Here is a 23,515-nt window from a genome sequence, read left to right as displayed (position 1 = left end):
GCGGCGATTTTCTAGTCGGTCTCGGCGGTATCGCCCATCAGCAGGAAAGGGTTCGGCGCGTGTCGGGAAAACCCGGCTTCGGCCACCAACAGGTCGAGGCCCAGCGAGGCGAGGTCATCGGCCACCGGGTCCACCTGCATATCCTTCACCTGGTACAGCAGCTTGCTGTAGGTGTGGCAATCGCCACAGGTCTCGACCTTGACCAGCCCGTTATCGCCTTCGATCGCCTGAACCTGGAGTTTGCCGGTGCCGCCGCAGGTGATGCACGACGCGCGTACATGGTTCCAGGCCGATGAGCATAGCGAGCACTGCAAGAAGCGCGTACCGGGCGTGATGCCGCTGGCGGTGATCAGGCCCACGACGCTGGGGGAACCACAGCACGGGCAAAGCGAGCGTTCCTCCAGCAGGCGGAGTTCCGTGACCACCAGCCGTGACGCGGAGACGGTGAAGTAGACCTGCAGGGCCGCGGCGATATAAACGGCCGCGGCAGCTTCCGTGGCCGGCACGGCGCCCCGCAGGAACTGGTCGGCCAGCCGCTCAATGGCATCGTCGTCCATGTCCCGTAACTGCTCGATCGCCTCGACCGCGGGCGGCGGCAACTCGGCAGACTCGATCTCGGCGAGCATCAGGCGCAAGCCTTCGCGCCATGCCGGGTCACGGGGATGGCCATCCGCGGCGAGCGGAGGCAGGCGGGCCCCGACCGCGCGGGCTACGACCTCGGCCCCGGGCGTGCCTGAGGGCGCAAGCGTGGTGGCCACGGCGTGCTGGGACCATGACAGCGAGGCGAGAAAGCGCAGCCACGCTTCCAGTGGGTGTCCGCCGGCCAGGTTTTCCAGGCGGCCGGCCGTCACCCCGAAGCGGCGCAGGCGATCCGGGAGGAGGATAGGATCGGGAGCCTTGACGCCGGCGTGCGATGGGCCAGTCCATTTTGCATTGGGCGGTAGCTCAGCTTGCTTCACAGGTGCTTCCCGGGTGCATCGCCACGGCGGCGGTAGCCAATGATCTGGTGGAACCACTTGCGGTGATGGTGCCATGCCCAGCCGGGTGTAACCCAGCCCTGGGTCATGCTGCGTACCGAATGGCGGATCCAGATACCGGCGTAGATGTGTGCGACCAGTACAAGGATGGCCGCGAACGCGGAGAGACTGTGGATCAGTACGGCGATCCGCTGCGTCTCGATGGATGTGGCCTTGCCAAAGTAGACTTCCCAGATCAGCAGGCCGGTGATGAACAGCACCGGGATCAGTGCGGCCATCGCCCAGAAAACGGCCTTCTGGCCCGCGTTGTTGTGGCCGACCGGGGGAACCTTTTCATCGTCGTTCGTGACCACGTCGACGATGGACTTCGACCATTCCACGTCATCGCGGTTGAAGAGGTTATTCCGCCAGAACTGGATGAACATGCCGATCCAGCTGATGACCAGGCAGCAACCGAACCAGGGATGCGCGGCGCGCGCCCACTGGCCGCCGCCAAATAGGCCGGACATCCAGAACAGGATCGGGTGGAACATCGATAGCCCGGAGATCACCAGCAGCAGGAAAAGCCCCGCATTGATCCAGTGGTTGATACGGTTCACCGTGGTGTACCGCGTGATCGCGTTGGCGGGACGGGTCATGGCACCTGTTCCTCCTTGGTTTCACGGATTTCGCGGGCGGCCTCGTCTTCGTCTTCCCGCATCGTGTCGTTGGGGCCCACGGTGATCCAATGGAAGAATCCCGCCAGCGCCGCCAGGGCGATGCCCGCGACCGCCAGTGGCTTGTACAGCCCCTTCCAGGCCTGGACGATATAGCTGATGTGCGGCTTGTCCGGCAGGCCCGAATAAAGGGACGGCTTGTCGGCGTGGTGCAGCACATACATCACGTGTGTCCCGCCCACTTCGGGTGGATCGTACAGCCCGGCCTTAGCGAACCCGCGCGATTTCAGGTCAACGATGCGATCGGCTGCCTGGTGCTGCATGTCGGTCTTCGACCCGAACATGATCGCGCCCGTCGGGCAGGCCTTTACGCAGGCAGGTTCGAGGCCCACCGTGACGCGATCCGAGCACAGCGTGCACTTGTACGACTTGTGATCGGTCTTGCTGACCCGCGGGATATTGAACGGGCAACCCTTGATGCAATAGCCGCAACCGATGCATTTATCGCTGATGAAATCGACGATGCCGTTGGCGTACTGCACGATCGCACCGGGCGCAGGGCAGGCCTTCAGGCAGCCCGGGTCCTCGCAGTGCATGCAGCCATCCTTGCGGATCAGCCACTCGAGGTTGCCCTGTTCGTTTTCGTACTCGTTGAACTTCATCAGGGTCCATACGCTCGGCCCGAGGTCGTTCGGGTTTTCGTATGAACCTTCGAAGTAGCCGATTTCCGGGCGCAGGTCGTTCCATTCCATGCATGCGGCCTGGCACGCCTTGCAGCCGATGCAACGACTGACATCGATCAGCTTCGCCACCTGTTCTTCGTGGCTGCGTGTCGCCGGCGGCGTCATGGTCGACGCGGAACGGCGGATGTAGTCTTGTGATTGCAAGTCCGACATGTCGTCCGCCTCAGGCCGTGGGTGCCGACGTCGTTTCGACGTTGACCAGGAACGCCTTAAACTCTGGCGTCTGCGTATTGGCGTCGCCCACGGACGGGGTCAGCGTGTTGGCGCCGTACCCCTTCCTGGCCTGGCCGGTGAAACCCCAGTGCAATGGCACACCGATGACATGGGTCGCCTTGCCATCGACCAGCAGTGGCTTGATGCGCTTGGTGACATACGCCTTGCAGATCACCTCGCCACGCTTAGACGACACCTTGACCCAGCCACCCTGGGCAATACCCTTTTCCTTGGCGAGGACCTCGCCGATCTCCACGAATTCCTCCGGCTGCAGCACGGCATTGATCAGCGCGTGCTTGGTCCAGAAGTGGAAATGCTCGGTGAGGCGGTAGGTCGTCGCGACGAACGGGAAGTCCGAAGGCTTGCCGAAGTTATTGCGGTCATGCTCGAACACACGCGCCATGGGATTGGACCGCACCTTCGGGTGGAGCACGTTTTCCACGGGTGATTCCATGGGTTCGTAGTGCTCAGGGAACGGTCCCTCCACGAGGAGGTTACGGCCGAACAGGCGGGCCTGGCCTTCCACGGTCATGATGAACGGGCCGTCGTTTGCCGAGGGCTTCTGCGCCACAGGATAGTCGGGCACATCGATACCGACCCACTTGCTGCCGTTCCACTCGATCACCGGCTTGCGCGGATTCCAGGGCTTGCCATCGGGATCCGCGCTGGCGCGGTTGTACAGGATGCGGCGATTGGCCGGCCATGCCCACGCCCAGTTCGGCGAGAGGCCTTGCTCACGCGGATCGGTGGCATCGCGCCGCGCCATCTGGTTACCTTTCTCGGTGAAGCTACCCGCGAAAATCCAGCAGCCCGACGCAGTGCTGCCATCATCGCGCAACTGGCTGAAGCCATCGAGCAAGGTGCCACCCTTAGAGGTCACGTTGGTCACCGGGTCAGTCACGTCCGCGAGGAAGCGGCCGTTCATCTCCTTCGCCAACTCTTCGGGTTCCGGCTCCCAGGGATTCATGTAGTTCCACGTCATCGCCATGAGCGAATCGGGGAACGCGCCGCCTTCCTTCTGGTACAGCGCGCGAAGGCGCTGGAACAGGCCGGCCATGATCCACAGGTCGGACTTCGCGATGCCCGGCGGATCGGCTGCCTTCCAGTGCCATTGCAGCCAGCGCGCGGAGTTCACCAGCGAGCCGTTTTCCTCGGCGAAGCAGCTGACCGGCAGCTGGAACACTTCCGTCTGGATTTCATGCGATTTAGCCGGGTTTTGTGGGCCGAAATCCTGCCAGAAGCGCGACGTTTCCGTATCCAGTGGATCCATGGTGACAAGGAACTTCAGCTTGCTCAGGCCTGCGCGGATCTTGCCGCGGTCGGGGAACGCCTGGAGCGGGTTGAAGCCCTGGCAGATGTAGCCGCCCATCTGCCCGTTGTTCATCATCTCAAACGCCTTGATGATGTCGTAGAGCGGGATGTCCAGCTTGGGCAGGAGGTCGTAGGCCCAGTTCGTCTCGGCCGTGGCGGCGTCGCCGAACAAGGCTTTCTGCAGGCTGACGAAGAGCTTCCGGGTATTCTGGTAGAAGCTGGTCTGGCCTGGGCGCAGCGGCTTGAACAGCCGCGTCTTCATGTACTCGTCGTAGCTGGTTTCCTTATCCGTAGGCAGATTCATGTAGCCCGGCAGCTGGTTCGACAGCAGGCCGACGTCGGTAAGGCCCTGGATGTTCGAATGCCCGCGAAGGGCGTTCATGCCACCGCCGGCCACGCCGATGTTGCCGAGGAGCAACTGCACCATGGCCATGGCGCGGATGTTCTGCACGCCTACGGTGTGCTGGGTCCAGCCGAGTGCGAACAGGCTGGTCATGGCGCGATCGGGCACACAGGTGCTCGCGATCAGTTCGCAGATGTGCAGGAACTTGTCCTGCGGTGTGCCGCAGATGCGCGAGACCATCTCAGGTGTGTACCGGGAGACGTGCTCCTTCAGCAGGTTGATGACGCAGCGTGGGTTCTGCCACGTGTCATCCGCTTTCGCGAAACCATCCTCGCCGAGCTCATAGTCCCAGCTCGACTTGTCGTAACTATGGTTGTCTTCGTTGAACCCGCTGAACAGGCCGTCCTGGAAGCTGAACTCCTCCTTCACCAGCAGGCTGGCGTTGGTGTAGTTCTTGACGTACGTGTGCTGGATCTTGTCGTGGGTCAGCAGGTAGTGCATCAGGCCGCTGAGAAACGCGATGTCGGTTCCCGGCCGGATTGGCGCGTAGTAATCGGCCACGGAGGCCGTTCGGGTAAAGCGCGGGTCGACGACGATGAGCTTGGCACCGTTCTCGATCTTCGCTTCGATCACCCATTTGAATCCGCACGGGTGGGCCTCGGCGGCATTGCCACCCATGACGATCACGACATCGGCATTGCGGATGTCGCCCCAGGTGTTGGTCATCGCGCCTCGACCGAATGATGGGGCCAGACTGGCCACCGTCGGTCCGTGTCAAACGCGCGCCTGGTTGTCGAACACCACCATGCCGAGGGAGCGGGCAACCTTCCATGTAAGGAAGGAGGTTTCACTGGAAGATGCGGACGCGGCGAGCATGCCGACACTGGTCCACCGGTTCACGGTGGTGCCGTCGGCGTTCTTCGCGATGAAGTTTTTGTCGCGGTCGTCCTTCATCAGGCGCGCGATACGGTCGAGCGCGAAGTCCCAGGAGACTTCCTCGAAGTCGGTGCCTCCCGGCTTGCGGTAACGCGGCACCTTGAGGCGGGTGGGCGCGTGGACGATGTCGAGCAGGGCGGAACCCTTCGGGCACAGCGTGCCGCGGTTCACCGGATGATCCGGGTCGCCCTCGATGTGGATGATGTTGGACCGGGCGTTTTTCGCCTTGTCACCCATGCTGTAGATGAGGATGCCGCACGCCACCGAACAATAGGTGCACGTGTTGCGTGTCTCGCTGGCGTGGGTGAGCTTGAAGGGGCGAACGGCGGCGGCTTGCGCCACGCCGGATGCCCCGAACCCGATCATGCCGAGGCTAGATGCAGCGAGCCCCATGCCTGTCAGTTTTATGAACTCGCGGCGGGTAAGTGCCATCGCAAGAGCTCCGTAGGAAACCTGGCTGGACCACCGCCCCCGGTGAGGAGGGCGGGCACTGGCTTGTGTTCCTTTCGGGTTGGGCCGTAGGCACCGCCCAACCTTTCATGAACTTACCACGATCCTACAAAGCCCGGTGAGGGGTTTCCTGCACAAAACGCGCCTGTCGTGACGATAACAAATTGTTAAGTGGCGGTTCTCGCTTCTACACGTGCCCGATGGCGAGGCCCACGAGGACGACGGCGGACGTGAGCGAAATGCCCATGAAAAATCCGAAGAGCCAGCCGGGCATCTCGCGGGCAGCGGGGGCAGTCGTGGCAGGGTTGGACATGCTTGGTAACTCCTATTGGAACAGTCCGAAATGGACGACGGTGTAGCAGGCGGCACTGATCGCTGCGAAAACGACAGAACTCAGAAGCAACTTGTAGTGCGCCATCCATGCGCGAAGCTCAAGGCCAATCGACGGAGCGTCGACAGGAAAGATCAAACCGCACAAAGGCACGATGGCGTTGGTGACGACCATGAGTACCGCAAGCGCGAGGACGATGCCAGAGCTGTGGCTTCCGAACTGTGTTAGCGCGACCTCTCGCTCGTACACCGCGGAGGACGCGAATAGCAGCGCAGCCCACGAGATTTGGCCATCTTTCACAAGAAGGAGTGGCGAAAGATCGCGTTGTCGCGCAGCGTCTGCAAAAGTTCGAACCAAGCTGACGAGCACAACAGGCGCGGCAACCGGAAGTAAGATATTTCCGAAAATCCAACCTGCCCAGCCTTCCGGCATGTGCCATCTCCAAGACGTTTTGAATGCACCGATGCTCGCAGTTTCGTGCACAGGTTCAAGACGTGGGACATGCGTCAAGTCAATCGCCTACACGTCGCCGCGGGCGAGCCCTTGGGCACTTACGACCTGGGCGCCGGCCGCTCGGAATGTAGCCTCGCGCTGGCACGTGCGCCACGGCGCTTTATCGACCACCTGGGCGCCTCGCTCTTTCCTGACCCGCCGCCTGGGATATGACACCCCTTTCCAAGGACGTGAGACCCGCATACCATCGGTCCGTCCGGCAGCCGGCCAAGGGGGCCGCCACCCGGCAAGGGGAGCCAGCATGGAATGTCGCCACGGTGCCGGAAGGCGCCAGAGGGATGTCGCGTGCGCCGGGTGCGCCGCATGAGCCGCTACGCGAAACGCGTCAGCGAGCGTTGGACCGACGCGCTCAGCCGGGTCGGTTGGGATGATTTCGAAAGACGTGTCGGCGCGTATTACGCGGAGCAGGGCTTTCGCGTCGAGCACAGCGGTACCGGCAGTGGATCCGGCCGCACCGATGGTGGCATCGACCTGAAGTTGTACAAGGACGACGCCTTCATCGTGGTGCAGTGCAAACACTGGAACGTGCTGCAGGTACCACACAATCCCGTGCATGAACTAATCGGTGTGATGCACACAGCAGGCGCGACCGGTGCCATCCTCGTGACATCGGGCGAATTCACCCGTGCGGCGATCGATTCGGCGGCGCGCTTCCCCGGCATCACTCTGGTAGATGGCGCGGCAGCCCGCGAGATGATCGGTGCTATTGATGACGTCATGCTTCAATCGACCGGCCTTGTCACCGTATCGCCGTCGGCCAGCGGCGAAGCACCGCGACAGCGTGCGCTACGCAGTACGAAACCCAAAGATGTCGCGATGTTCGCCATCGCCCTCGTCGCCACGGTGGGCAGCCTGGTCATCTATACGCACCTGATTCGCAAGGCCGCGATTCCTTCGCGACAGGCCGATCCGGTGAGCCAGCAAGTGCCTGCCAATCCATGGCGCGCATCCGTTGTCGCGACGCGTGCCCCGACGAGACCTGCACCGGTCACCGATGCAGCGGGCCATCCCGTAGCGCGAGGAAACACGCCGCGTACACCCGAAGAACTCAAGACATGGGAGCGGCAGAACGCCGAGTCGATGAAGATCCTTGAAAAGACCACGCCGGTGTTGCAATCGCCGTAGTGTGTTCCTGACGCAACAATGTGGTGTTCGAAACGCAACCCTGCGGTACGGGCCCGCTAGGTAGCATGCATGAGTGACCAACAAGAAGGGGAGTTGAAGTGAAAGTGCGCTTTATTTTTGTAAGCCTGCTTGCCATGGCAGCATCCATGGCCGGCGCCCAGGGCACGGCGGGTAGCATCTTCGGGCACGGCCCGGCCGGCGGTTCCGTTACCGCCGTTAGCAGCACGGGCGCGCAGCGCCACGCTGAGATCAACGGGCGGGGGCGTTATAGCCTGTCACCGTTACCGATGGGCACGTACACCGTGACCCTCGACAAGGACGGCAAGACCGTCGACACGCGCAAAAACATCAGTGTGGTCGTGGGCCGCGGCCTGCAGGTCGATTTTGCCTGCGAGAACGATAAGTGCGAGGCCGGCAGCTGAGTTGAGTAGCATGCCATCGCGATAGCCGTTGGGCATCGCGGGGCTGGATCGCGCGCAAGCGCGCTCCTACAGAAAACGCCGTCTTGTAGGAGCGCGCTTGCGCGCGATCACCGCTGAAACTTAGCGCATGCCACCGGTGGCAAGAATCAGCTCACCCGTCACCCAACCGGCATCATCCGATGCGAGGAAGGTCACGACCGGCGCGATGTCGGTGACCTGACCGATCCGGCCCAGCGGTGTCTGGCCTTCGGCCCAGCCCTGGAAATCGGAGCCGATGAAGCCCGCCGTGTGGGTGCCTTCCGTTTCCACCATGCCCGGGTTCACCGAGTTGACGCGAATGCCACGCGGGCCAAGTTCGCGCGAGAGCACGCCGGTGATCGAATCCAGCGCGCCCTTGGTGCCGCTGTAGATGGCACTTTCTGCAGGCACGAGGCGGGTCACGGCCGAGCCGATGTTGATGACGCTGCCACCCTTGCCAAGGTGCGGTGAGGCGGCACGGGTCACCAGCAGCGGGCCAAGGACGTTGGTGTCGAACATGCGGCGGAACAGCGCCTCGGTCGTGCTCTCCACTGCCGCGAACTCGTAGACGCCGGAGTTGTTCACGACGATGTCGAGGCGGCCGAAGTTCTCGATAGCCGCGGCGACCAGCTTGCCGGCGTCCGCTTCGCGGGTGACATCGGCACCCACCGCGACCGCCTTGCCGCCGGCCGCCTTGATCTCCGCCACGACTTTCTCGGCGCCGTCTTTGCTGGAGGCATAGTTCACGATGACGCTGGCCCCTTCGGCCGCCAGCGACCTCGCAATACCCGCGCCGATGCCCTTGGATGCGCCCGTGACGATGGCGACTTTGTCTTTCAACTTGCTCATGGTGGTTCCCTGGATGGCATGGTCGGCCCGACATGAGCCGCCTGCATCTATCACTGGGGCCAGCCACGGAGCGTTGTGATACGCCGCGAGGAAAAGCACCTTTGCCTGGTGGTCACGGATGCAGGGCTTTCAAGGACTCATAGGTGTCCACCAGTTCAAAAACACCCGACTCGGTGGCGTCCTTGCGCAGGTGCGGGCCGTGACCGGCACCGTAGACCACCAGGATGCGATCGCTGGGTCGGGCCACGAGTTCGCGGATGTGGGTGAAGATCCGCAGGTTGCGCGCATACCACTGCCCGACCCAGGCGGCGCCGGGGTTTTTCGCATCGTTGCCGTAGAAGGCCATATCGAAGTAGCCCGCTTCGTCTTTATGCATCCGTTCCGGGTCGTTCCAGAGCTGATACCACTGCAGCACCGTGTGGTCCTTCAGGAAAAGGGTTTCACGGGCCGCGTCTGCTTTCAGTTCGTTGATCGTCTTGTCGAGCATGGCGCCCTTGCCGTTGGCTTTCGCCCATGCCATCCAGTCGTAATCCGCATCCGTGCCGGGCGCATCGTCGTTCCAGTTCACCGCATCCACGCGAGGCAGGCCCAGTTTTTTGGCGAGCCGGAAGCCGATCTGTTCGTATTCTTCCGCGGTGAGCTTGTACGTACCTGCGCGGTACGCCGCGTAATGCGCATCCAGCTCGGCTTGCTTCGTGTGCAGGACCTCGACGGCGATATGGGTGGGTTTCCATGCGGCGAGCTGGTCGACGAGACTCTCGAACTGAGCCTGGCGTTCGGGGCTCAGCACGTTTTCAACCTGGACGTTAGCGATATCGCGGTTGTGGTTGGCCAGATGCGCCGAGCCGAGGAAGAACAGCTTCGGCTTCTCCTGGGCGATGGTGGTGCCGAACGGCAAGAGTGTCATCAGCGATAGCAGGATCCAGCGGTGCGTCATGAAGCGTCCTTACTTTGGTGTTGGAAGCGGGTGGGATGCGCGAGCCGGGTTTATGGTTGGCATGACTCATGGCACCGCCTACCGCTATGTAGAAACGGTAGTGCTGGCAAAGCGAGAACGCCGTCACGCTTCGCAGCGCCTTCCGAAGTCAGGATGGATCTGCCTGGCGTCCCCCGGAATCCCCCATCGCCAGGCCTGGCGCCGTCCGGTCCATCAGCCGGAACGGCGCTTTTTTATTTCAGCCGGGTAAATCTATTTTTCAACCAGCCCCCTTGAATCCGCTTTGGGTCGCTCATAGAAGTATGAGCATAATTCAACTGCTGAAGGGTAGCCCCGTGTCCGCTGTCATCGATTCGCCCGCCATCCCGGCCCGGCGTAGCAAACCGCTCAAGTACGCCGCCGGTGCCGTTGTGCTGGTGGGGGTCCTCGCCTACGGCGCCCACTGGTGGACCGCCGGCCGCTTCATCCAGGACACCGATGACGCCTACGTCGGCGGCGATGTCACGGTGATTGGCTCCAAGGTCCCGGGCTATATCCAGACCGTCGCGGTCAGTGATAACCAGGCCGTCCACAAGGGCGACCTGCTTATCCGCATCGACGATCGCGATTTCCGCGCCGCTGCCGCCAAGGCCGATGCTGCCGTTGCCGCGGAGGAGGCCGCCCTGCGTAACCTCGACGCGGTTGCCGCCCTTCAGCAGAGCGTGATCCACCAGGCGGAGGCCGGCAAAGCCGCCGCGGACGCGGAAGCGAACCGCGCCCGCCTCGACGACGCGCGTTACGGCGACCTCGTGAGCCGCTCCGCCGTGTCGGTCGAAGCGGCACAGCGGGCCCGCGCCGCTGCGCAGACGGCTGCCGCGGACGGACAGAAGGCCAATGCCGCCGTGGAAGCCGCACGCCGCCAGCTCGATGTGATCGAAACCCAGAAGCATCAGGCCGATGCCGCGCTGGCCCAGGCCCGTGCCCAGGCGGATAGCGCCCGCCTCGATCTCTCCTATACCGAAGTGCGCGCCCCCGTGGATGGCACCATCGGCAACCGCCGGGCACGCGTCGGCGCCTTTGTTGGCGCGGGCAGCCCGATGCTTGCGGTCGTGCCGGCGCACGGCTTGTGGGTGGATGCAAATTTCAAGGAAGACCAGCTTGCCAACATGAAGGTGGGGCAGGCGGTCGAAGTCCGCGCTGATGTGCTCCCGGGCCACCCGTTCCACGGCCACATCGCATCCCTGGCCCCGGCGACGGGCGCCCAGTTCAGCGTGCTGCCACCGGAGAATGCGACCGGTAACTTCACAAAGATCGTGCAGCGCGTGCCCGTGCGCGTCGCGCTGGATGGCACGGACGGTGACCTCGGCTTGCTGCGGCCTGGTCTCTCGGTCACCGCCACGATCGATACCAAAGCGCCATGAGCCCGGTCGCCCACCTGACCCCGGGCCAGAAGATCTTTGCCTTCGCCAGCATGTGCGTCGGCATGTTCATCGCGCTGCTCGATATCCAGATCGTCTCGGCCTCGCTGCGCGACATCGGCGGCGGCCTGTCGGCTGGTGCCGATGACACGGCCTGGGTACAGACCAGTTACCTGATCGCCGAGATTATTGTCATCCCGCTCTCCGGCTGGCTATCGCGGGTGTTCTCGACGCGTTGGCTGTTCGCCGTATCCGCCGCGGGCTTCACGCTGACCAGCCTGCTGTGTGGCATCGCGTGGGATATCCAGAGCATGATCGTGTTCCGCGCCGCGCAGGGTTTTATCGGCGGCTCGATGATCCCGATGGTGTTCACCACGGCCTTCATCTTCTTCGAAGGCAAGCAGCGCGTGATCGCCGCCGCGACCATCGGTGCGCTGGCCTCGCTGGCGCCGACGCTCGGACCCACCCTGGGTGGCTGGATCACCGATAACTTCTCGTGGCACTGGCTCTTCTTCATCAACCTGGTGCCGGGCATCTTCGTCACGATCGCCGTGCCCATGCTGGTGAAGATCGACGAGGCCGACCTGGGCTTGCTGAAGCTCGGCGACTGGGCCGGCATCGTCCTCATGGCGGTGTTCCTGGGTTGCCTGGAATACACGCTGGAAGAAGGTCCGCGCTGGAACTGGATGGAAGATAACGTCATCCGCACGACGGCGTGGACGACGATGATCGCGGGTGGCCTGTTCATCTGGCGCGAACTCACCGCCGAACACCCGGTGGTGGATCTGCGCGCGTTGAAGGATCGCAACTTCGCGCTGGGTTCGTTCTTCTCGTTCGTTACCGGCATCGGCCTGTTCGCGACGATTTACCTGACCCCGCTGTTCCTCGGCCGCGTCGAGGGCTATAGCGCGTTCCAGATCGGCAAGGCGGTGTTCTCGACGGGCATATTCCAGATCCTCACCATCCCGGTCTATACCTTCCTCGCCAACCGCGTCGACCTGCGTTGGCTGATGATGGTGGGCATGGCGTTGTTCGCGATCTCCATGTTCGAGTTCACGCCGATCACGCACGACTGGAGCGCGACCGAACTGCTCCTGCCGCAGGCACTGCGTGGCGCAGCCCAGCAGCTGGCGGTTCCGCCGGTGGTGACGTTGACCCTGGGTGGGCTGGCGCCGGCACGGTTGCGGCATGCCTCGGGCCTGTTCAACACCATGCGTAACCTGGGCGGCGCGATCGGTATCGCCGCGTGCGCCACGATCCTCAACGATCGCACCAACCTGCATTTCCAGCGCCTCGCCGAACACCTCACGCCGGCGAACGAAGCGATGAACAGCTTCCTCGCGAGCGTGGATGGCGCGGCACAGACCTCCAGTGTCGCGCTTCGCGAGTTGTGGCAGCTCACCTTCCGCGAAGCGCAGACGATGACTTACAGCGATGCATTTTTCTCCATCATGTTGTGCTTTGTGCTTGCGACGGTCATGGTGCCGCTCATGCGCAAGGTGCAGCCCCCGAAAGGTCCTTCCGCCGATGCGCATTAAACTGCTCCCCCTCATTTTCTCCATGACGCTGGCCGGATGCACGGTTGGCCCCGACTACGTGAAACCGAACCTGCCGGTGGCCACGACGTGGAACCAGCAGGCCGCGCTCGACCAGCGCGCCGCCGAAGCGCCGGCACCGGCGCTCGACAGTTGGTGGAACGGTTTCGACGATCCTGAACTGACCACGATCGTGGCGCGCGTGCTGGCCCAGAACCTTGACCTGGCTGCGTCGGCCGCACGTGTCGAGCAAGCCAGTGCTGCCGCGCAACACGCCCACGCTGATCGCATGCCGCAAGGCAGCCTGGATGCGAGTGCGGCGCGGTTGCGTCAGTCCGAGCGTAGCCCGCTGGGCAAGCTGGCCAGTCCGACGCCGGGCTATGAGCGCAACCAGACCTATGAAGACGCTGGTGTGGGCGCCAGTTGGGAGCTCGATCTGGCAGGTGGCCTGCGTCGTGGTGACGAGGCGGCGAATGCCTCGTGGCAGGCGGCCGAGGCTACCCATGCGGGCGTGCGTATCACCTTGGTGGCCGAAGCCGCTGACGCGTATTTCCGCGTGCGCGGCGCGCAGGCACGGATTGCCATAGCCAACGAACAGATCCAGACCCAGCAGGGCTTGCTCGATCTGGTCCGGCTGCGCCTGCAACACGGCCTGGGTACCGAGCGCGAAGTCGCCCAGGCCGAGGCCGTGGTGCTGCAGGCCCAGGGTACCGTGCCGCCGCTGCAGGCGGAGCTCGATACCCAGCTGAATCGCCTGGACGTGCTCATGGGTGCGGCGCCGGGCACGTACGCCAAAGACATCGCGGCCACCAGCCAACCGTTCCACATCCCGACCGTGCAGGGCGCCGGTGGTCCGGCCTCGCTGCTGCGTCGCCGCCCCGACGTGATCGCTGCTGAACGTGAACTGGCGGCGAGTAACGCACAGATTGGCGTGGCGCTCTCGCAGTACTATCCCCAGGTATCGTTGTCGGGCTTGCTTGGCTTCGCCACGCTGGATAGCGGCAAGTTGTTCACGGGCTCGGCGTTGCAGTCGCAGGGCGCGCTGGGCCTGCATTGGCGCCTGTTCGATTTCGGCCGCGTGGATGCGGAAGTGAAGCAGGCGCGTGGGGCGAATGCCGAGGCTCTGGCGACCTACCGTGGCTCGATGTTGAAGGCGACCGAAGACGTGGAGAACGCCATCGTTTCGCTTACCCAGCTCGAGGCGCAGCACGGCGTGCTGGAAAAAGAGGTGGCGGCGCATGTCCGGGCACGCGATGCAGCGCAGGACGCCTACAAAGGCGGTGCGGTGAGCTTGCTGGAAGTGCTGGATGAAGACCGCCAACTGCTAGCCTCGCGCGACTTGCTCGCGCGTGTTCGCACGGATGATGCGCGCGCCGCAGTGGGTGCGTTCCGTGCCCTGGGTGGTGGCTGGGATGTACCGGCCGATAAGGTAGCTGATGTTTCGAGGTGAACCATGCGATATGCGAAAGACCACAAGGAAAAGACCCGCCAGCGGATCATCGAGGTCGCGGCGCAGAATTTTCGCGAACGGGGCTTTGAAGGCGAGGGTATTGCCTCGGTGATGCAAAGCGCCGGGTTGACCAACGGCGCGTTCTTCAACCACTTCACCTCGAAGGAAGACCTGGCGCGGGAGGTCGTGGCGTATGCCATGGCCGAGCGGCTGGACTTCCTCAACGAGCGCATTGCCTCGGGTGGTAACACGCAGGCCTATATTGAGTCCTACCTGTCGACCCGGCATCGTGACAATCCCCAGCAGGGTTGCCCGATCGCCACCCTGGTGGCCGATGTTTCGCGTCGTTCGGAGCCGGTGCGAGAGGCGTTCGCCGAGGGTATGGATAGCCTGGTCAGCCGCCTGGCTGAAGAGTGGCCGGCTCTGCCGGCGGACGAGGCACGTGGCAAGGCCATCGCCCTCTACGCGCTGATCAACGGTGCGTTGCAGATGGCGCGCGCGACGAAAGACAACGCCCTGTCCGAAGAGATCCTTGGAGCCGGCAAGAAGGCCGCGCTAGCACTCCTGTAGGAGCGCGCTCGCGCGCGACCGGCGGTGCGGCAAGCACCCATCGCGCGCAAGCGCGCTCCTACAATGGCCGAGGCTGCGGCAAGCACCCATCGCGCGCAAGCGCGCTCCTACAGGATCGCGACCTTGTTTTTGCCGGTGGCTTTGGCTTCGTAGAGGGCATCGTCCGCGCGGCGGACCAGGGCCAGCGCATCGACGCCATGCTGTGGCGCTGTCGCGATGCCTACGCTAAGCGTTACGTGTAAGGGCAAGCCATTCCAGAAGAACGGTTGGCTGGCGGCATCCACGAAGTCCTCCGCACGCACCATGGCTTCGCGCAACGAGATGGGCGGGGCCAGCAGGGCGACGAACTCGTCGCCGCCCAGGCGGCACACCGTATCGGCTTTGCGCGTCCGTCGCAGCAAGCGTTCGGCGAACTGGCGCAGTAACTCGTCGCCCGCGGCATGCCCGTGCACATCGTTCACGGCTTTGAACCCATCCAGATCCATGTAGAGCACGGCGAGGCTATCGCCTGCCTTCAGGTGCGCCAGCGCCGCCTTCAGGCGTTCTTCAAAGACCAGGCGGTTGGGCAGGCCGGTCAAGGTGTCGGATTCGGCTAGCTGGCGCATCCGGTCGGCAACGGAACGCGCCACCGATACGTCACGCAAGACGAGTACGCCACCCACGACGTGGCCTTCACGATCGCGGATCGGCGCGGCGACGTCTTCGATATCGAGCCGGCTGCCATCGGCGAGCAGTAGCTGGCGGGGCTGCAACATGTCCACCGTGCGCTCTTCCGCGATGGCGCGGAGCAGGGAGCTGTCGCTGGGCTGGTCATGGGTGTCGCGCAGTTGCACCACCGACTCGATCGGCAGGCCGCGGGCACGCATGGCCGGCCGTAGCAGCAGCGCCTCCGCACGCTGGTTGAGGAAGGTGATCGTCCCGGTGGTATCGGTGGTCAGGACGGCATCGCCGATCGAGTCCAGGGTCACCTGGGCCAGCTCCTTCGCGGCAAACAGGCTTTCTTCGAGCTTCTTGCGCTCGCTTATGTCGGTCACCATGACGTAGAAGCCACGGAAGACGCCCGCGTCATCGAATTCAGGGGTGTAAGTCACATCCCCCGTGAAGTACTTGCCGTGCAGCTTCATCTGGTTCATTTCGAAGCGAACGGTCTGGCCGTTGCGCACGCGCGCGAGCATCGGGGCGAGGCGCTGGTAGTTCACATCGCCAACGAATTCGCGCAGCGACAGGCCAATGCGCGGAGCCGCATCACCGAACCAGTGGCGGTAGGTGTCGTTGACGAAGCGGTAGGTCTCGGCGTCGTCGAGCCGGCCGATCAGCGCCGGGATCGAATCGGTGAGGCGGCGCAGGCGCTTGCGCGATTGGTCCAGCTCCTCCTGCAGCATGCGTGCGCCGGTGATGTCCTGGAGCACGGCGACGAAGCCGGTGGTCACACCGTCGACGATCACCCGGGTCGCGTGGGCGTGGGCCCAGACGATCAGTCCATCGGTGCCGCGAAAACGGAACACCTGCTCGAAACGTTCACCCGTGCCGACCAGCCGGCGCCAGGCCTCGATGACCCTGGATCGGTCGGCTTCTTCGATGTTTTCGCGCAGGAAGCTGGCGACATCCGCGCCCGCCCGTGTTCCCACCCACGCGTTGGCCTGGGCGTTCTGCCACTGTGGGATGCCCATCGCATCGACATGGAACACGGCCAGCGGCGCTGCGTCGGTGAAGGCGTGGAGTTCGGCGCGGCTGCGCTGGGTGGCGTCCAGTGAATCACGCCAGCCATCGAGCAGACTGCGCACGGTGTGCCGGGATCGCCGCAGGGTCAGTACGGCCCCAGCAACCAGGGCGACCAGGGCCAGGCCGGCGATGGACAACACCAGGTCCTGGCGGAACTGGCCGCGCTCCAGGCGCATGCGCTCATACGCGGCGAGTGCCGCGACATCGCGAGCGACCGCCTCATTGCGCGACTGGTATTCGGGACCCATCAGCTCTTCGATACGACGGGATCGTTCGGCGGCCGCCGGACGCGCCAGCAGCGGCGCTGCGGTGTCTATGCGCGCCTGCACGCTGCGCTCGAGGCTGGCCACGAGGGTCCGCTCGCGCCCGTCCGTGCCGAGACTAGCCTCGAGCAGCGCTACGTGACCATGGGCGGATGCCACGGCCTGGCGCCAGCTGTTTCCTGCGTTGGCATCGTCACGGAGGACCCAGCCTCCGACCGCCGCGCGCATGTCGTGGACATCCTGGGCAATCGTCTGGGTGGCGATCAGGATCTCGTAGCGCTTGCCGACCACGCGCTGCGTGGCCATCAGGCCGAGTGCGGTCGCCACGCCCGCGAGGGTCAGGAGGACCACCAGGGCCACGCTGGCCTTGCTGCTGCGATCGACTAGGCGGGTGAGCCGTGCGTGGCGCTCTTGGGGCATGGAGGTGGTGGTGGCGGCGTTATCGCGAATCTAGCAAACCCGCCGCCCGCGTGCTTCGCTTTTTTGGCCGTTTTGTGACGGCGGGCGGCGCCGTCCTATCTACGGGCCCGGATCCTTGGCGGATCACGCAGTTCGATCCAGGTGGGCGCATGGTCGCTGGCCTTGGTGAGATCGCGGACCCATCGATCGACACCGGCATTCTTCAGGCGCTTCGCAAGGTCCGCGGAGAGCAGGAGATGATCGATACGCAGGCCGCGATCGCGCGGCCAGTGCTGGCGAAAGTAATCCCAGAAGGTGTAGATGTGCGCGTCCGGATGCATGGCGCGTAAGGCGTCGGTCCAGCCCTGGGCGAGCAGGCGCGCATAGGCGTCCCTTGACTCGGGTTGAAGCAGCGCATCGCGGCGCCAGTGCTTAGGGTCGTAGATGTCTTCGTCGGTTGGCACCACGTTGTAGTCGCCCGCCAGCACGATCGGGTAGCCGGTGTCGAAAAGCGGTTTCGCGTAAGCGATCAAGCGCTCGAACCACGCCAGCTTGTAGTCGAACTTGGGACCGGGTCGCGGGTTTCCGTTGGGCAAGTACAGGCAGCCAACCAGCACGCCATGGGCCAGGGCTTCGATATATCGGCTATGCACGTCTTTGTCGTCGCCCGGCAGGCTGCGCCGGCTCTCGACAGGGTCTTCGCCGCGCGACAGGATGGCGACACCGTTCCACGAGGCCTGCCCCGACCATACGGCGCCGTAACCCGCATCGTGGATGGCCTGGAGAGGGAAGCCTTTATCGGGTGACTTCAGTTCCTGCAGGCAGGCCACATCAGGTTGTTCACGCTCGAGCCACGCCAGCAGGTGCGGCAAGCGGGAGGTGATGCCGTTGACGTTGAAGGTGGCGATCTTCATGCCCGTACTGTCTCGTCGCAGGCGTCGATGAGGGGTGATGGCATCAACGGCCTCGTCACGGGCAACCCACCTCGTCTTCAACGGACCACGGCGAATCTGGCGCCACCTCTAAGGAGACGACCATGGCGAATGAAAAGAATGCGCCCGAGAAGCACCCCGGACAGAACGATAGGCCGGAGCATCCGCGTAACCCGACACGGCCCCGCGACACCGACTCATCCGGCGATCCGGTCGATGGCACGGGTGAAGACAACCACACCCAGAAAGGCGGCTGATTCCCTATGTTGCAACTCAACCCGCCGCTGCCGCTAAATACGCCGAAGGGCGAGGGCTTTGCCCATTTCCTGATCGACTACGGCCCGGAGTCCGATCTGTACTGGACGGTGTTTATCACCGAGACGGGCGAGATCTGGACCTTCTCCAACAAGGATGTGCGGGCATCGAAAAACATCACCCTGGGTCGCATTTCGCCGTCGCTGCCACGCGCGGCACCCGTCCGCCGCGCCGATGCGGCCGAAGCGCGCGAAAGCGCCGTCATCCCACTCAGCGCGAAATAGCTCGTTGTAGGAGCGCGCTTGCGCGCGATGGGGCTTGCGGAAACCCCCATCGCGCGCGAGCGCGCTCCTACACGTGAATCGGCGCGGGATGAATCGTCGCCCAACGCGGTTTGCCTGGCAGGCGTTACGAAATGGACAGGAAAGCGTTTGCTGGGTCTACTGTCACTATTTGCCCCAAGGTCCCCATGCGCCTCATCTCCGCCGTGCCCCTCCTGGCCCTCGCCAGTGCCCTGGCTCTCTCGGCCTGTGCCCCAAAACCGCGGCTCGCGCGCAATGAAACCCTGGTGGTCGTGGAGCACGAACCGCCGCAACATCCGACCGAGGACGAGCCCGAGGCTCGCGCCGGGTGGGTATGGGCGCGCGGCTACTGGGCGTGGAACGGCCACGACTACGATCCGGTGCGGGGCCATTGGGAACGCATCCGCCCGGGCTACCACTATGTCCACCCCTTCTGGGAGAACCGTAAGGGCAGGTGGGTGTTCCATGCTGGCGTCTGGGCCAAGGACTGACAGCGGCATTTGCCAAGACGCTCCCGGCTGAGCGAACGATAGTGCACTGGACGTAGACGGCGTAGGCCATGTCGTTGTGTGCGCGTGGCGCGTGGGCGACATGTTGCAAGGGGCGCGAACTCACGACTGTGACACCGGTCATCTACCTGCCATCGGCCGCCGGTACTTTCATCTTGCTGCAAGACTCTTGGGGATAGGGACTGGTGCCGTTGTTCCTTAGAATTCGCTTTGACGAAACTGCGCATATCGCGGATATGCGTCATGGACTAAAGCCATGCGACGACATGCCGTTACGCTAGGTCCGGCATCGACCCCATCCCCCAGATGCCGGCTTTATGCGCCGCGTCGAATGCAAGTTCGTCGCGGCGTCTTTTTATCGTTCGTCATGGCGAGCATTGCAATGCTCGTTTTCGGCGGCAACGCGCACGCCGAGGGCGGAAGTTATAACGTGGATGACGCTTCAGTCGTCGGTGCCGGCAAATGCCAGCTTGAGTCGTGGTTGCGTGAGTGGTCGCATGGAAGCAATGGGTTGTATGCCGTACCAGCGTGTGGCGCGGGCCCGGTTGAATTCGGTGTCACGCTTAACACAGGACATGGCGTCTATGGTCCGGGCGTCAATCCGTCGATCAAGTGGCAGTTACGCAATGGCGATGACAAGGGCATCGGTGTCGCGGTGGCCACCGCGGCGACATGGATCCATGGACGCCAGGATGATGCGCAGGCTTACGTGGCGACCACGTTCGGCATCGATGATGCGCGCAGGCTTATGGTCGCGTTGAACGCCGGTGTCGACCGCATCCATGGGGAATCAACGCATTCGTTGCTTGGCCTGGGTATGGATGTCGCATTGACGACACGCTGGACCCTGCTGGTTGAGCGGATGTGGACGCATCGTACGATCACCGACCAGGGAGGTATCCGCCTGGCGTTCGGCGAATCGAGCCTTGATCTCGTCGTGGGCAGCGAGCGCAGTCCGCATCCTTCGCACTGGATCAACCTCGGTTGGAACGCGGCCTTCTGATCTTTCGTCGATTTGCTGCTTCGCAGCAGAAAAATCGATCTAAATCCGCTTGTTGACGCGGAATTTACGGTGCGCTATATCTTGTCCGTGCGCCGCGTTACCGATAACGCGCCGCGCTTCCCGCGTTGCATGCATAGGGCATGCAAGGCGGCGCTTCTCGCGATCGGCAACGGGACACCATGCGTCACCGCACTCCCAATCCAGCGAATCCGGGTTGCGCCTTAGCGGAGCCGTCGTTTCCGTTCGTGCAGGCTGATGGCCAGCCGATCCTTTCCCGCGCCAAGCTCAGCGCCCTGCGTTCGCGGGGCAAGTCGCTTGCTGGCTATTCGCCGCCGCGCCACGCCCGTTAATCCGAACCACTGATCGGCCCATCCTTTTGCCAGGCGCCTGAGAAGGCCCTGTAGGAGTGTGCTTGCACGCGACCACACGGTCGCCGCAAGGCGCATCGCGCGCAAGCGCGCTCCCATAAATAAAGGTCGCGGGTCAGCTATGTCCGCAGCACGTGGCGGAGGACTACGTGTTGTCTGCTATCGACACTTTCGGGGTGGGGTGACTTGTGCGTAATAACCATGTTTTGACGAGGAAGGCGCTTGTCCTGGCCGTCTGTACGGCCTTTGGCATGCTGGGATCGCCGGTGTTTGCGCAACAGGCGCCGCCGTCGACCGATCCGCCGGCCAAGAACGAGAAAGACAAGGCAGAGAAAGACAAAGCCGTGCAGATGAAGGCGCTGAGCGTGGTGGCAAACCGCTACGAAGCCACCAGCATCCGCATGGATTCGGTGAACACCGTGGATGTGCTCTCGGCCAAGGATCTGCAGAACACCGCCGTACACAACGTGGCGGAAGCACTGGGCCTGATGTCAGGCGTGAACGTCACGACCACCGGTACCGGCTACTTCGGTGGCATCGACGGTGCGGCTCGTGGCGAAGGCATGTTCGCTTCCGTGCGTGGCCTGCCGTCCGAGTACAACGTGAACCTGGTAAACGGCAGCAATGTCGCCCAGGGCATGCCGTACAGCCGTAGCGTGCAGCTCAGCTTGCTGCCACCTTCCGGTTTGCAGACCATCGTGCTCAACAAAACCTCGACGGCCGACATGGATGGCGATGCGATCGGTGGCACGATCGATTTCCGTACGCCAAGCGCCTTTGATTTCAAGAAGGATTTCAGCGGCAGCGTGACGGCCAGCGGTCGTGTCGAAAGCCGCGCACGCGACTATGGCGGCAGCGGCCTGGGCAGTGGCCTCGCTGGCGAGCTGCAGAAAAAATTCGGTGAAGAGAAGCAGTTCGGCTTCTATATCAGCGGCTATTACGATTACCGTAACATCGCCAACAGCGAAGTCGGCGCGGCCGAAAGTGCCTCGAACGATGGCTCATGGGCATTTCTGCATGCGACGGCCGCGGGCGACAACGCGCCGGGCTACGACCCCCAGCACAACCTGACCAGCATCGGCACGAACGTGGGCATCGCCTCCGGCTTCGAGCGCCGTTATGGCGGCAACATGTCGTTCGACTGGAACGTCGATCCGACCCTGCATGCGTACGCCAAGGCATCGTATGCGTATGCGCTGACCGAACAGAACACGACGTACAACCAGTTGCTGCCGCAGGATGTGACCTACGTACCCACGGCGACACCGGGTGTGTACTCGCCGAACATTGGCCGCATCGCCAACCGCTTCTGGTTCGAAACCAACCCCGAGCGCGCGGATCTGGCTACGATCCAGCTGGGTGCCGACAAGACGGCCGGCGGCTGGACGATCTCGCCGAACGTGTTCTGGAGCATCGGCCGCAACGATCGCCCTGAGCACGTCGAAATCGATGGCCGGGAAGACAAGTACTCGCAGGATAACTTCGCCTACAACCAGAGTTCATTGCTCAGCTACGGTGGCAACCACTTCCCGTACCCGGTACTCACCCCGGCGCTGCTGAACTCGGTGAACAACATCCAGAACATGTACGCGAACGATTATGGCGAGGTCACCAAGATCCGCTCTGGCCAGAAGCGCGGCGGCGCCAAGCTCGACCTGCGCTACGACTTCGAAGATGGCCCGGTACAGAACGTGAAGTTCGGTGTGAAGTACAGCGACAGCTCACGCGAATTCACCAACCGCGACTGGTCCACCGGCGGTATCAACGATGGCACCACCACCCTGGGCGACCTCGGCATCTTCAAGGGCGATTACAACCAGATCTTCCCTGGCAAGTACCCGTGGACGACGCCGGACGTGAGCCGTGCCGCGGTCGCCGCCCTGATCGCCGCGCACGTGCAGCCGTCCGACCTGGATACCTGCGGTCAGCTCGATTACAACAACTTCAACTGCGACACCATGCGCGGTACCGAAGCGGTGTCGGCGGCGTACGCCATGGCGACCATTCAGGAGGGGCCGCTGGAGATCATCCCGGGCGTGCGCTTCGAGCACACCTCGATCCACAACACGTTCTGGACCACGCCGCAGGATGCAGACGGCAACGAACAGCCGGGCTACTTCTCGAATAACCGCACGGTTTATAACGAACCGCTGGGTAGCCTGTTCGTCAACTACCGCCCAGGCGGCAACGTGGTCTTCCGCGGGTCGATCTGGCAGAGCTATACCCGCCCGGCTTTCGTGCAACTCGGTGGCGGCGAACAGATCAGCGTCTCCAACGGCGTCACGACGATCACCCGTGGCAACCCGGATCTCGATCCGATCAAGGCCACCAACGTGGACCTGGGCGCGGAATGGACGACCGACCACGGTGGCTTCTTCTCGCTCACCAGCTACTACAAGAAGCTGAAGGATTACATCTACGACAGCGGCGGCGGCCAGGCTAACCCGAATACCTCGGGCGTCGGCACGGTGCTGACCAAGACCCCGATGAACGGTGGCGATGGTCGTGTTTACGGTATCGAAGCGACGGTCCGGCAGAAGTTTGAAGACCTGCCGGGTGCATGGAACGGCCTGGGTTTCAGCGTCAACGCGACCAAGCAGAATTCGCGGGTGGACCTGGGCCGCGAAGGCTTCGAGAATGAACGCTTGCAGCAGGCACCGCGGACCATGGCGAACGCCGAGCTCTTCTATGAGAAGTACGGCTTCTCGGTGAACCTCAGCTATCACTACACCGGCTCGTACATCTCGACGTACGATTTCCTCAACCAGGGTGCTCCATGGGATGACCTCTGGCTACGGCCGATCCGCCGCGTCGACCTGCATGCCGGCTACCAGATGGACAACGGCCTGCAGTTCGACCTGCAGATCAGCAACCTGACCAAGCAGTACCAGTACTGGTCGCACATCGGCCAGTACAGCCTGACGAACTCGGATATTGTCGATGCAGGCCGTACTGCCCTGGTTACTGTGAAGTACTCGTTCTAAGC

At 63.4% G+C, this 23,515-nt stretch carries 22 protein-coding genes; 12 read left to right on the top strand and 10 right to left on the bottom strand.

Translation table 11 applies throughout. From position 1 onward, the window contains the following. Positions 1–11: 11 nt before the first annotated feature. The 6 genes from fdhE to VGN46_RS00340 form a co-directional block, all read right to left on the bottom strand. Positions 12–959: a formate dehydrogenase accessory protein FdhE gene (gene fdhE, locus VGN46_RS00365; protein ID WP_331639430.1), complete on the bottom strand. Its 948-nt coding sequence runs from the start codon at positions 957–959 to the stop codon at positions 12–14. Then, complete coding sequence (locus VGN46_RS00360; protein ID WP_331639428.1) at positions 956–1,615, bottom strand: formate dehydrogenase subunit gamma; 660 nt, start codon at positions 1,613–1,615, stop codon at positions 956–958. Before VGN46_RS00360 ends, fdhE begins: the two co-directional genes overlap by 4 nt. Beyond that, on the bottom strand, positions 1,612–2,529 hold the full coding sequence (gene fdxH, locus VGN46_RS00355; protein ID WP_331639425.1) for a formate dehydrogenase subunit beta: 918 nt from the start codon (positions 2,527–2,529) through the stop codon (positions 1,612–1,614). The genes VGN46_RS00360 and fdxH overlap by 4 nt, the downstream gene beginning before the upstream one ends. A 10-nt stretch (positions 2,530–2,539) precedes the next feature. After that, on the bottom strand, positions 2,540–5,611 hold the full coding sequence (fdnG, locus tag VGN46_RS00350; protein WP_331639423.1) for a formate dehydrogenase-N subunit alpha: 3,072 nt from the start codon (positions 5,609–5,611) through the stop codon (positions 2,540–2,542). Positions 5,612–5,816: 205 nt separating this feature from the next. Further along, positions 5,817–5,942: a hypothetical protein gene (locus tag VGN46_RS00345; protein WP_331639421.1), complete on the bottom strand. Its 126-nt coding sequence runs from the start codon at positions 5,940–5,942 to the stop codon at positions 5,817–5,819. A gap of 12 nt (positions 5,943–5,954) precedes the next feature. After that, the gene (locus VGN46_RS00340) at positions 5,955–6,392 is read right to left on the bottom strand and encodes a hypothetical protein (RefSeq protein ID WP_331639419.1); all 438 of its coding nucleotides are present in this window, start codon (positions 6,390–6,392) and stop codon (positions 5,955–5,957) included. Between the two features lie 384 nt (positions 6,393–6,776). Between VGN46_RS00340 and VGN46_RS00335 the strand changes: the two genes are divergently transcribed. Together VGN46_RS00335 and VGN46_RS00330 are read left to right on the top strand one after the other, a co-directional pair. Beyond that, the gene (locus tag VGN46_RS00335; RefSeq protein ID WP_331639417.1) at positions 6,777–7,598 is read left to right on the top strand and encodes a restriction endonuclease; all 822 of its coding nucleotides are present in this window, start codon (positions 6,777–6,779) and stop codon (positions 7,596–7,598) included. 98 nt (positions 7,599–7,696) lie between these two features. Next, complete coding sequence (locus VGN46_RS00330) at positions 7,697–8,020, top strand: carboxypeptidase-like regulatory domain-containing protein (protein ID WP_331639415.1); 324 nt, start codon at positions 7,697–7,699, stop codon at positions 8,018–8,020. A gap of 120 nt (positions 8,021–8,140) precedes the next feature. On the opposite strand, the gene VGN46_RS00325 is transcribed toward VGN46_RS00330, so the two are convergent. Both VGN46_RS00325 and VGN46_RS00320 read right to left on the bottom strand, forming a co-directional pair. Then, positions 8,141–8,887, bottom strand: a complete 747-nt coding sequence (locus tag VGN46_RS00325) for a glucose 1-dehydrogenase (protein ID WP_331639412.1) — start codon at positions 8,885–8,887, stop codon at positions 8,141–8,143. Positions 8,888–8,999: 112 nt separating this feature from the next. Beyond that, complete coding sequence (locus VGN46_RS00320) at positions 9,000–9,824, bottom strand: DUF5694 domain-containing protein (protein ID WP_331639410.1); 825 nt, start codon at positions 9,822–9,824, stop codon at positions 9,000–9,002. Positions 9,825–10,159: 335 nt separating this feature from the next. Between VGN46_RS00320 and VGN46_RS00315 the strand changes: the two genes are divergently transcribed. From VGN46_RS00315 to VGN46_RS00300, 4 genes are read left to right on the top strand one after another with little or no spacing between them, the layout of a single operon-like run. Beyond that, entirely contained in the window at positions 10,160–11,224 is a 1,065-nt protein-coding gene (locus VGN46_RS00315) for an HlyD family secretion protein (protein WP_331639408.1), read from the top strand. After that, positions 11,221–12,759, top strand: coding sequence for a DHA2 family efflux MFS transporter permease subunit (locus VGN46_RS00310; protein ID WP_331639405.1), 1,539 nt, complete (start codon positions 11,221–11,223; stop codon positions 12,757–12,759). Before VGN46_RS00315 ends, VGN46_RS00310 begins: the two co-directional genes overlap by 4 nt. Further along, the gene (locus VGN46_RS00305; protein WP_331639403.1) at positions 12,749–14,206 is read left to right on the top strand and encodes an efflux transporter outer membrane subunit; all 1,458 of its coding nucleotides are present in this window, start codon (positions 12,749–12,751) and stop codon (positions 14,204–14,206) included. Before VGN46_RS00310 ends, VGN46_RS00305 begins: the two co-directional genes overlap by 11 nt. 3 nt (positions 14,207–14,209) lie before the next feature. Then, a complete protein-coding gene (locus VGN46_RS00300) occupies positions 14,210–14,776 on the top strand; it encodes a TetR/AcrR family transcriptional regulator (protein ID WP_331639401.1) in 567 nt (188 codons plus the stop codon). 107 nt (positions 14,777–14,883) lie between these two features. Here VGN46_RS00300 and VGN46_RS00295 read toward each other — a convergent pair whose 3' ends face one another. Continuing rightward, positions 14,884–17,181, bottom strand: a complete 2,298-nt coding sequence (locus VGN46_RS00295) for a sensor domain-containing diguanylate cyclase (protein ID WP_331639398.1) — start codon at positions 17,179–17,181, stop codon at positions 14,884–14,886. 95 nt (positions 17,182–17,276) lie between these two features. Next, positions 17,277–18,074 carry an exodeoxyribonuclease III gene (xth, locus tag VGN46_RS00290; RefSeq protein WP_331639396.1) on the bottom strand — a complete coding sequence of 266 codons (798 nt, stop codon included), beginning with the start codon at positions 18,072–18,074 and terminating at the stop codon, positions 17,277–17,279. A 122-nt stretch (positions 18,075–18,196) separates the two neighbouring features. Here xth and VGN46_RS00285 point away from each other — a divergent pair, with 122 nt between their 5' ends. The 6 genes from VGN46_RS00285 (at position 18,197) to VGN46_RS00260 (ending at position 23,513) form a co-directional block, all read left to right on the top strand. After that, positions 18,197–18,349: a hypothetical protein gene (locus VGN46_RS00285; protein WP_331639394.1), complete on the top strand. Its 153-nt coding sequence runs from the start codon at positions 18,197–18,199 to the stop codon at positions 18,347–18,349. Positions 18,350–18,355: 6 nt separating this feature from the next. Beyond that, the gene (locus tag VGN46_RS00280; RefSeq protein ID WP_331639392.1) at positions 18,356–18,631 is read left to right on the top strand and encodes a hypothetical protein; all 276 of its coding nucleotides are present in this window, start codon (positions 18,356–18,358) and stop codon (positions 18,629–18,631) included. 185 nt (positions 18,632–18,816) lie between these two features. Then, a complete protein-coding gene (locus VGN46_RS00275) occupies positions 18,817–19,140 on the top strand; it encodes a hypothetical protein (RefSeq protein ID WP_331639390.1) in 324 nt (107 codons plus the stop codon). A 385-nt stretch (positions 19,141–19,525) separates the two neighbouring features. Next, positions 19,526–20,161: a hypothetical protein gene (locus VGN46_RS00270; protein WP_331639387.1), complete on the top strand. Its 636-nt coding sequence runs from the start codon at positions 19,526–19,528 to the stop codon at positions 20,159–20,161. A gap of 179 nt (positions 20,162–20,340) precedes the next feature. Beyond that, complete coding sequence (locus VGN46_RS00265) at positions 20,341–20,511, top strand: hypothetical protein (protein ID WP_331639385.1); 171 nt, start codon at positions 20,341–20,343, stop codon at positions 20,509–20,511. A gap of 269 nt (positions 20,512–20,780) precedes the next feature. Then, positions 20,781–23,513, top strand: coding sequence for a TonB-dependent receptor (locus VGN46_RS00260; protein WP_331639383.1), 2,733 nt, complete (start codon positions 20,781–20,783; stop codon positions 23,511–23,513). Positions 23,514–23,515: the final 2 nt, after the last annotated feature.

Source organism: Luteibacter sp., assembly GCF_036500425.1.
Taxonomy (GTDB): domain Bacteria; phylum Pseudomonadota; class Gammaproteobacteria; order Xanthomonadales; family Rhodanobacteraceae; genus Luteibacter.
Note: the sequence above shows the minus strand (reverse complement) of the source record. Positions and strands in the feature narration are given on the sequence as shown.